Origin of the sequence: Enterococcus sp. S183_ASV_20 (assembly GCF_018919685.1) — a bacterium.
Lineage (GTDB): Bacteria > Bacillota > Bacilli > Lactobacillales > Enterococcaceae > Enterococcus > Enterococcus faecalis.
Map to the genome: position 1 here is coordinate 41,473 of NZ_JAHLRI010000019.1, position 8,789 is coordinate 50,261.

At 38.4% G+C, this 8,789-nt stretch carries 8 protein-coding genes and 1 pseudogene; 5 read left to right on the plus strand and 4 right to left on the minus strand.

All coding sequences use genetic code 11. From position 1 onward, the window contains the following. Window positions 1-2: 2 nt before the first annotated feature. Window positions 3-977: a ring-cleaving dioxygenase gene (locus KQI94_RS08625; RefSeq protein ID WP_002363135.1), complete on the minus strand. Its 975-nt coding sequence runs from the start codon at window positions 975-977 to the stop codon at window positions 3-5. A 30-nt stretch (window positions 978-1,007) separates the two neighbouring features. Here KQI94_RS08625 and KQI94_RS08630 point away from each other — a divergent pair, with 30 nt between their 5' ends. After that, window positions 1,008-1,580, plus strand: a complete 573-nt coding sequence (locus tag KQI94_RS08630) for a phospholipase (RefSeq protein WP_115357838.1) — start codon at window positions 1,008-1,010, stop codon at window positions 1,578-1,580. Between the two features lie 141 nt (window positions 1,581-1,721). On the opposite strand, the gene KQI94_RS08635 is transcribed toward KQI94_RS08630, so the two are convergent. Further along, a complete protein-coding gene (locus KQI94_RS08635) occupies window positions 1,722-2,144 on the minus strand; it encodes a cytidine deaminase (RefSeq protein WP_002380075.1) in 423 nt (140 codons plus the stop codon). 128 nt (window positions 2,145-2,272) lie between these two features. After that, a complete protein-coding gene (locus tag KQI94_RS08640) occupies window positions 2,273-3,793 on the minus strand; it encodes a UDP-N-acetylmuramoyl-L-alanyl-D-glutamate--L-lysine ligase (RefSeq protein WP_002380076.1) in 1,521 nt (506 codons plus the stop codon). Window positions 3,794-3,996: 203 nt separating this feature from the next. On the opposite strand from KQI94_RS08640, the gene KQI94_RS08645 reads away from it, so the two are divergent. The 4 genes from KQI94_RS08645 (at window position 3,997) to KQI94_RS08660 (ending at window position 8,416) form a co-directional block, all read left to right on the plus strand. Then, complete coding sequence (locus KQI94_RS08645) at window positions 3,997-5,646, plus strand: polysaccharide biosynthesis protein (protein WP_002364837.1); 1,650 nt, start codon at window positions 3,997-3,999, stop codon at window positions 5,644-5,646. 108 nt (window positions 5,647-5,754) lie between these two features. Further along, window positions 5,755-6,489: a pseudouridine synthase gene (locus tag KQI94_RS08650; RefSeq protein ID WP_002380077.1), complete on the plus strand. Its 735-nt coding sequence runs from the start codon at window positions 5,755-5,757 to the stop codon at window positions 6,487-6,489. A 133-nt stretch (window positions 6,490-6,622) separates the two neighbouring features. Beyond that, window positions 6,623-8,038, plus strand: a complete 1,416-nt coding sequence (pepV, locus tag KQI94_RS08655) for a dipeptidase PepV (RefSeq protein ID WP_002358655.1) — start codon at window positions 6,623-6,625, stop codon at window positions 8,036-8,038. A gap of 144 nt (window positions 8,039-8,182) precedes the next feature. Then, entirely contained in the window at window positions 8,183-8,416 is a 234-nt protein-coding gene (locus KQI94_RS08660) for a hypothetical protein (RefSeq protein ID WP_002380079.1), read from the plus strand. Between the two features lie 182 nt (window positions 8,417-8,598). Here the strand turns inward: KQI94_RS08660 and KQI94_RS08665 are convergent. Next, window positions 8,599-8,789 (minus strand): annotated as a pseudogene (locus tag KQI94_RS08665) (hypothetical protein); the annotation flags it as partial.

An 8,789-nucleotide genomic window follows, 5' to 3' on the forward strand; every position in this document is an offset into this window, starting at 1 on the left:
GTTTACTCATGGCGTTGTTGTGCTAAAATCGCTTCGATTCGTTCTCTTTGATCTGCCAAAAAGTGAGGCAAATAAAGGGGGATTTCATCAAAGTTTGAACTTTGATTTTCATAGGCTTCGGCATCTAGCAGGCCTTTTTGTGTGGCTATTTCAAATAATAAGTGGTTCGGTTCTCTAAAATACAATGATTTGAAAAATTCACGGTCTTTAATCCCTGAGTTTGTAAAATTCTTTTCATCCAACAGGCTGTCAACTTGCGTTAATTCTTGCGTATCTTCCACCCCAAAGGCGACGTGATGAACGCCACCAATCCCTTCAATGGCAAGCGGATTGGTACGGTCATCAATGATATGCACCTCTTGATAAAACTGTGGATGATGATTTTCCAGAACAGTTACTTCATGCGCAGTTTCAAAAAAAGGTACTGTTTCTTTTTCATGCCAATGTAAATAATCCACTAAAGGTTGTTTGGTAGCTGCGGCATATTGGACGCGTAATTGAATTGCATCAATGCCTAAAATTGCATGTTCTACTGGAATTTCAGAATGCTCAGCTGGAAAATAATCTTCCGCATTTTCAAATTCACGTAACGGAACAAGCGCCATTTGCGTATTATCGGGCGCTTCAAAACGCAAGATTGGGTGTTGGTTAAATGTTTCCACACCATAGTGGCAGATACCCGCTTGCTCAAGACGTTCTGCCCAAAAATCCAAAGAGGCGCGCGTTGGTACTTTTAAAATAGTTCGTTCAATTGTATTTGTCCCAAATGATTGATCTTGGCCATCATTCAATTCAAAAAAAGTTAATTCGGTACCTGTTCGTTGCTCATTATCTGAGAAAAATAAGTGATACATGGTGTGGTCATCTTGGTTGATCGTTTTCATTAGTAATTTTAATCCCAGTGTATTATGATAGAAGTCAAATGTAGGCTTTATCAATCGATTTAAAATAGAGATGTGATGAATTTGTGCATACATAGTAAAATTCCTTTCTTGGAGGTTTATTAAATGAAACAATTTTTTCAAAAAGGGTCGAAACCTAATCAATTAGTTGTCGCTTTCCATGGTACTGGTGGCAATGAATATCAATTATTAACCACCATCGCAACCCTTTATCCAGAAGCGAGTGTTCTAAGTTACTTAGGGACAGAAGGTGTAGGCGAACAGCGACGCTTTTTTGCGCCATTAGTCAATGGAGCATTACCTCGTGCTAACTTTGATGAGCGAGTGACTGCGTTTCTAGAAGAAGTTTGGCAACCGCAAAAGTTATACGATGAAGTTATTTTTATAGGGTACTCTAACGGTGCCAATTTTATTTTAGGCCTGTTAGAAAAGAACCCGACTATTGCTAACACTGTTATTTTACTGCATCCAAGCAATTTAGGCTATCAATATGTATCTGGTGAGTTTGCGACAAAAGTGATTGTCACAACAGGGGCTCAGGATGAGTTGAGTATTCCGAGACAAGTTCTTTCTTTAGCTAACCAATTAAAGAAACATTTTCCAGTTGACTTTTTACTAGTGGATGGCGGTCATGGGTTATCGGAAGAAGAAGTAACGAAAATAAAAGAAGTTCTTTAAAAAACAAGCTGCAACCTTTGCTGATAAGTGGTTGCAGCTTGTTTTTTTCATGTGTGTAACTAAAAATGAATGCCAGTAATTGATAATAGAGAGGACTACAAAATTAACATCTTATTATCTTGAAATAGCTAATTTTATTCTTTAGTCATTAGTATAACGTGACCAACCCCACCACTTAGGCATTAACTCTTTTAACCGAACTATTTCTCGTTTTTGATAATCAACTAAGATTTCTGTATCAGCATTTTTAGGAGAAAGCTGGAGCAATAATTCTCTACAAGCACCACAAGGCATACCAGAAATTCCATTAGGAACATCGTCCCGAAAAGTAATAATTCGTTTAATCACTGTCTGTTCACTATCGGCATACATATTCAAAGCGGCAACTCGTTCTGCACATAAATCTAGAACACCACAACAGCTTTCAAAACAAAAGCCGGTAAATAATTGTCCATCTTCTGCCTCTAGGGCACAGACGACATGGTGTGTGTAAATAAATGGTGTTACTTCTTGAGGATGGTATTCTTTCTTTGCGTATTCATACATTTTTTTCCAAATATCCATGAATAAATTCTCCTTTATTTTTAGTTAGAATTATTATAGCAAATGTTCACACACAAAGAATAAAAAATAGAAGCATAAGAATGGATCATACTGAGATAGTAAGTGATAATCCTTATGCTTCTAAAAAATTATTTGTCAATAATCATTTTCGCAAGGGCAAAGTCTCCTGCGTAAGGTTCATCTACGCCGTTTACTTTTTGATAAAGGTCGGCGCCTTTACCAGCTAAGACAATCGCATCATCAGCCGTTGTGCTTAAAGATAATGCGTGAGCAATTGCTTCGCCACGATCTAAAACGGTGTAAACAGGCATTTCTTTGGTAATATGGGCTTGAATTTCTTGGCAAATTTTTGCTGGATCTTCACTGGCTGGGTCATCGGTTGTTAGGACTGCAACATCAGCCAATTCAGAAAGAACCGTACCAAAGTCTTTGCGGCGAGAAATCGCTTTGTCTCCCGTGCTACCAACAAGAACAATTAAGCGGCCGTCAGGATGTTCTTCACGGACAAAGGTTAAAAGATTCTTCAAACTGTCATAGTTATGAGCGTAATCAACATAGACGGTTGCACCGTTGGTATTCGTTAAAGATTCCATCCGGCCAGGGACGGTGGTTGCTGCGATCCCTTGTTGACACTCTTCTTTTGAAGCTCCCACAAGGACACTAGCAATCGCCGCACTTAACGCATTACCTTTGTTAAAATCACCACCTAAACGAAGGTGATAAGAGCCGGCCAATCCTAACGCATCTGCAGGACTTTCAACGATAAAACGTAAGGAATCCTCTGAAGAAACAGCGAATGAATAGTCAACTTCTGGAGCTGGCTGACTGCCATAGACAATGGCAGGGACTTTTTGCTGTTGTGCGGTTTCTTTAAGTAATGGAAAATAATCAGCTTCGTGATTCAACACAATGACTTTAGAATGTGTAATCAATTGACGTTTGCAATAAAAGTAATCGTCAAAGGTTGGATGTTCAATTGGACTGATATGGTCGGGGGTAATGTTTAAAAAAATGCCGACATCAAAAAATAACTTGTAGACACGATTAGTTTTGTAGGCTTGGGAAGAAACTTCCATAATAAAATGAGTCATCCCGTTAGCAACAGCGGTTGCCATCATTCGATACAAGTCCAAAGATTCGGGTGTAGTCAATGCAGATTTAAAGAATGTTTTGCCATCTAATGTCGAATTCATGGTAGAAAGCAAGGCTGTTTTTTGTTGTGTAGCAACATCTAAAATATATTTGGTGAAATAAGCCGCTGTTGTTTTACCTTTGGTTCCAGTAAAGCCAATCAGTTTTAATTTATTTTGTGGATAATCATAAAAAGCCATGCTTAACACAGCCATTGCTTTTTTAATGTCAGTCACGATAATTCCTAGTTGTGCTGGAACCTCATAAGGCACCTCAGAAACATAGATTTCTAGGCCGTCTTTTACAGCATTTTCTAAATAGATTTCTTTAAAGTTTAATCCTTTACAAAAAAAGAGTGTTTCTGCTGTTACGTCTCTCGAATCGTAAGAAAGAGCCGTTACTTCTCGTTGACCTAACGTGTCGGAAAGAGTCAAGTGCCAGCCTTCTGGTGAAATAAATTCTTTTAATAAATCTTCTTTTTCTAAGCAATCGCGAATTGCGAATAATGAAATCGTCACTTTTTTTGCCTCCAAACGTTTCAACGAAATTTCAAAACTGATGTCATTATAGCATTATTTTTCTTTTAAAAAAACCATCTCGTTAGCGTGAGAAAATCCATGAGAAATGTTAAAATAGGATAATTCTTCGAGAAAGTCGTTGCATATCCCAAGATGAACAATTAAAATAAAGAAAGCATACTCAAAGAATATTGGAGGACAAAATGATCAATCAACCAAATTCAGTTGATCAACCAATCCTGACGAACCAAGAAAAAATGGTCAAAGGCTCAGCTTGGATGACAGCTAGTAATATTATCTCCCGCATGTTAGGGGCGATTTACATCATCCCCTGGTACGCTTGGATGGGCGAGCACGGAAACGAAGCGAACAGTTTGTTTTCAATGGGGTATACGATTTATGCCTTATTCCTAATGATCTCTACCGCCGGAATTCCAGGTGCGATTGCCAAGCAGACCTCGCATTATAATTCATTGAACGAATATAAAATTAGTCGACAGCTTTTTTATCGTGCCTTACAACTAATGGGTGGCTTAGGTGTGGTTTTTGCTATTGTGATGTATTTGGCATCTCCGGCATTAGCAGCTTTGTCTGGCGGAGGACCTGAATTAGTTCCAACGATGCGTTCATTAAGTTTAGCCGTTTTAGTTTTCCCAAGCATGAGTGTCATTCGCGGTTATTTCCAAGGAAATCAAGAAATGATGCCCTTTGCTTTATCACAAATTGTTGAACAAGTAGCACGAGTTTTTTACATGTTATTAACTGCTTTTATTATCATGAAAGTCTTTGAAGGTAATTACGTTACAGCGGTGACCCAAGCCACTTTTGCGGCATTTATTGGGATGCTCGCAAGTTTTGCGGTTTTAGGTTATTACATGTACAAACAAAAACCATTATTTGATTATTTAGAAGAACACAGCGCCAATGAACATGAAATTGCTCCAAAAGAGTTATTGATTGAAACTTTTAAAGAGGCGATTCCTTTTATCGTAGTTGGCTCAGGGGTAACTGTCTTTAAACTTGTCGATCAGTTTACTTTCTCAAACTTTATGCGTTTGTTTACGGATTATTCAGATACCCAATTACGAGAGCTTTTCGGTATTTTTAATGCCAATCCGGACAAATTAACCATGATTGTCGTGGCTTTAGCGACTTCGATTTCGGCTACTGGATTACCGTTAATTACAGAAGCGGTCACCTTAAAAAATCATCGTGAGTTAGCGCGTTTGATTAGTAATAATTTACAACTTTTTGTGTTTGTAATGTTGCCAGCAACGTTCGGTATGATTGTTTTAGCGCAACCACTATACACTGTTTTTTACATGCCAGATGCTTTAGGCACTTCTTTATTAGTGCAAGCTTGTTACGCTAGTTTATTCTTGGGCTTGTATATGTTAGTGTCAAATATGTTGATGGGGATGTATGAAAATCGTGACGCAATGCGTTATTTAGGAATTGGTTTAGCTGTGAAATTAATCGTGCAATTCCCCGCAATCCGTTTATTTGAAGTTTACGGTCCGTTATTAGCAACGATGATTGGCTTTACGGTTTCTTGCGTATTGATTCTAAGAAGAATTCGTCAAGTGACACGTTTTAATTACAAATTAACCTTACGGCGAACATTGTTAATGTTCTGTATTACAGTCATCATGATGATTATCGCTTTGATTTTCCGTCAGTTCTTGTATCTATTTTTAGATCCAACTAGACGTTTCCAAGCTTTCATTATCGTTGTAATTGTGGCTGCTGCAGGAGGCGCTTTTTATGGCTATTCGGTCTTGAAGATTCGCTTAGCTGATCGTTTATTAGGGAAAAATGCCGCAAAATTACGTGCAAAATTCAATATTAAATAATAGCTGATTGAACTCCTTTCAGCAGATTCTCTTAAGAGACAAGGCTTGAGACATCGATCGATTCGATTTATGTCCCAAGCTATTTTTTTAAAGGAAAGAGGAATGACGATGCGTTTAGATAAATTTTTAGCCGATGTTGGTATCGGTAGTCGTAAAGAAATCAAACAATTGTTAAAGAAAAAAGTCGTTACGGTGAATGGTGACGTCGTAAAAGAAGCCAAAACACAAGTAAACGAAGAAACAGATCAAATTGCCTTGATGGGAGAAATTCTTACGTATCAGAAATTCTTTTATTACATGTTGCATAAACCACAAGGTGTCATTTCTGCGACGGAAGATCAGCGAGATGAAACGGTAATTGACTTGTTAACTGATCAGGATTACCGTGCCGACTTGTTCCCAGTTGGTCGCTTGGATAAAGATACCGAAGGCTTGCTTCTATTAACAAATGATGGCCAGTTAGCGCATCAATTATTATCACCCAAAAAGCATGTGGATAAAGAATATTTAGCTGAAGTTGAGGGACTTGTGACAGTGGAAGATTGTCAACTGTTTGCGCAAGGATTTGCCTTGAAAGATGGAGAAATGGTTAAACCAAGTCGTTTAGTCATTGAGACGATCAATGAGGAAGAAGGGACTTCCGTAGTCCGTTTAGTGATTCAAGAGGGAAAATTCCATCAAGTCAAACGGATGTTAGCCACTGTAGGCAAACCTGTGACGTATTTAAAACGATTACGAATGGGCGAACTATGGTTGGATGAAACGTTAGAACTAGGGGAATATCGGCCCTTAACAGAAGCCGAATTGCAACAACTACAACCTAAACAATCATACCTCAATTAAAATAAACAAAAACCCAGCCCTTTCTGCGGAAAAGATAAAAAATTTCTCGAAAAATAGTGTCGGGTTTCTTTCTTTTTCTGCATAAAATGGTATGATTGACTATGTAGAACTTTATGAATAGGAGTGACAACAAATGACAATTGATTGGACAAAAGAAGTCGAAGCACGTAAAGACGACTTATTAGAAGATTTACAAAACTTATTACGGATCAACAGTGAACGTGATGATGCACAAGCAACACCTGAAGCGCCCTTTGGACCTGGGCCAGTTGCTGGCTTAAAACACATGTTAGCGTATGGTGAACGTGATGGCTTTACGGTGAAAAATGTCGACAATTACGCTGGACACATTGAATATGGTGAAGGCGACGAAACGTTAGGGATTTTTGGTCATATGGACGTTGTTCCTGCGGGTGATGGTTGGGAAACAGATCCTTATGAACCAGTCATTAAAGATGGCAAAATTTATGCACGTGGTGCAAGCGATGATAAAGGCCCAAGTATGGCTGCTTATTACGCAATGAAAATTATCAAAGAATTAGGCTTACCCGTGTCTAAAAAAATCCGTTTCGTAGTAGGAAGTGACGAAGAAAGCGGCTGGGGCGATATGGATTACTATTTCCAACATGAAGAAGCGCCAGACTTTGGTTTCTCACCAGATGCTGAGTTCCCAATTATCAATGGGGAAAAAGGAAATGTGACGATTCGTTTAACTTTCCGAGGCGGTAACGGTGCTGATTATAAATTAGAAAGCTTCAAATCTGGTTTACGTGAAAACATGGTTCCGGGAACAGCAGATGCTGTTGTAACGGCTGCTTCAGCAGACGAAGCGGCTTCACTAGCTGCTAGCTTTGAAACATTCATCAAACAAGAAGCAAAAATTTCAGGTAACGCAGAACTTTCAGATAAAACAGTGACTTTCCATGTAGTTGGTAAAGGTGCTCACGGTGCTAGCCCACAATCTGGAATTAACGCAGCGACTTTCTTGGCAACTTTCTTAAATGATTACAGCTTTGCAGAAGGCGCATACAGCTTTATTAATACCATTGCTGAATTTATCCATGAAGATTTTTATGGCGAAAAATTAGGTGTGGCTTTTGAAGACGAAAAAATGGGTAAATTGACAATGAACGCTGGGATTGTTAACTTTGATCCAGAAAATCCTGAAAATAGCTTAGTAACATTAAACTTCCGCTATCCAAAAGGAACTTCAGCAGAAGAATTACAAGCAAAAGTTCAAGCAACAGTCGGTGAAACGGTCACTGCAACACAAGGAGATCGCAACCAAGAACCGCATTATGTACCAGTTGATGATCCATTGGTGGCAACGTTACTACAAGTTTACGAAGACCATACAGGCGAAAAAGGCCAAGAACAAATCATTGGTGGCGGTACTTATGGCCGCTTATTAAAACGTGGTGTTGCCTATGGCGCAATGTTCCCTGGCTACACAGACACAATGCACCAAGCCAACGAATTTATGGAATTAGATGACTTATTCCGAGCAGCTGCTATTTATGCAGATGCGATTTATCGTTTAGCGAAGTAAAGTAAAAAAGCTGTTTTCGATTTTCGAAAACAGCTTTTTTTTGCAATTTTTGCCTTTTAAAAACCCAAAATCAGAACCGTCAATTTACTGAAAATTTCTTGCAAATCAACGGATCCCACGATACGATAAATAGGAGAAAACGCAATGAGTGAAACACTTATTGTTAACTATTTAATCAAAGGACGTGTGAAAATGAACGTAGAAGAATTAGTTCAAAAAGCAAAAGATTTAATTGGAGAAGGTAACGTGGAACATGCGCAACAATTCATTGAAGAACATAAAGATGAATTAGGCGAACACTATCATAAAATTACAGCGATGTTAGCTGATACAACGACCGATGATTTGTTTGATAAAATTAAAGGATTGTTTCAATAGTTGAAAAAAATCTGAGATAAAAGTGGAGGCTGAGACAAAAGTGTTTAGCTCCAAGAACCAAGTAGGTACGATGATTTCATCTGTTCATGCTTCACAGTGAAACATTGCAACTCTCGCCGTTTAACAGTTTTTGAGCGTGGAGCAAAAATCCAAAGTGATTTTTGTCCCACGCTCTTCTTTTTTTATTTAACTTTTAACCATTGTTTTGGCAACACATACGCAATTGGATTAAAAAGATAATCCGCTCCCCGTTTCACCACAGGCATATTCGTAATAGCTAAAATGAAGAGGGCTAAGAAGAAGAGTGCCAGGATTCGGAAAGTAAACCATTCTTTAAAGAGTGTGTCTAATTGCAAACCACTTTCCAACAGAA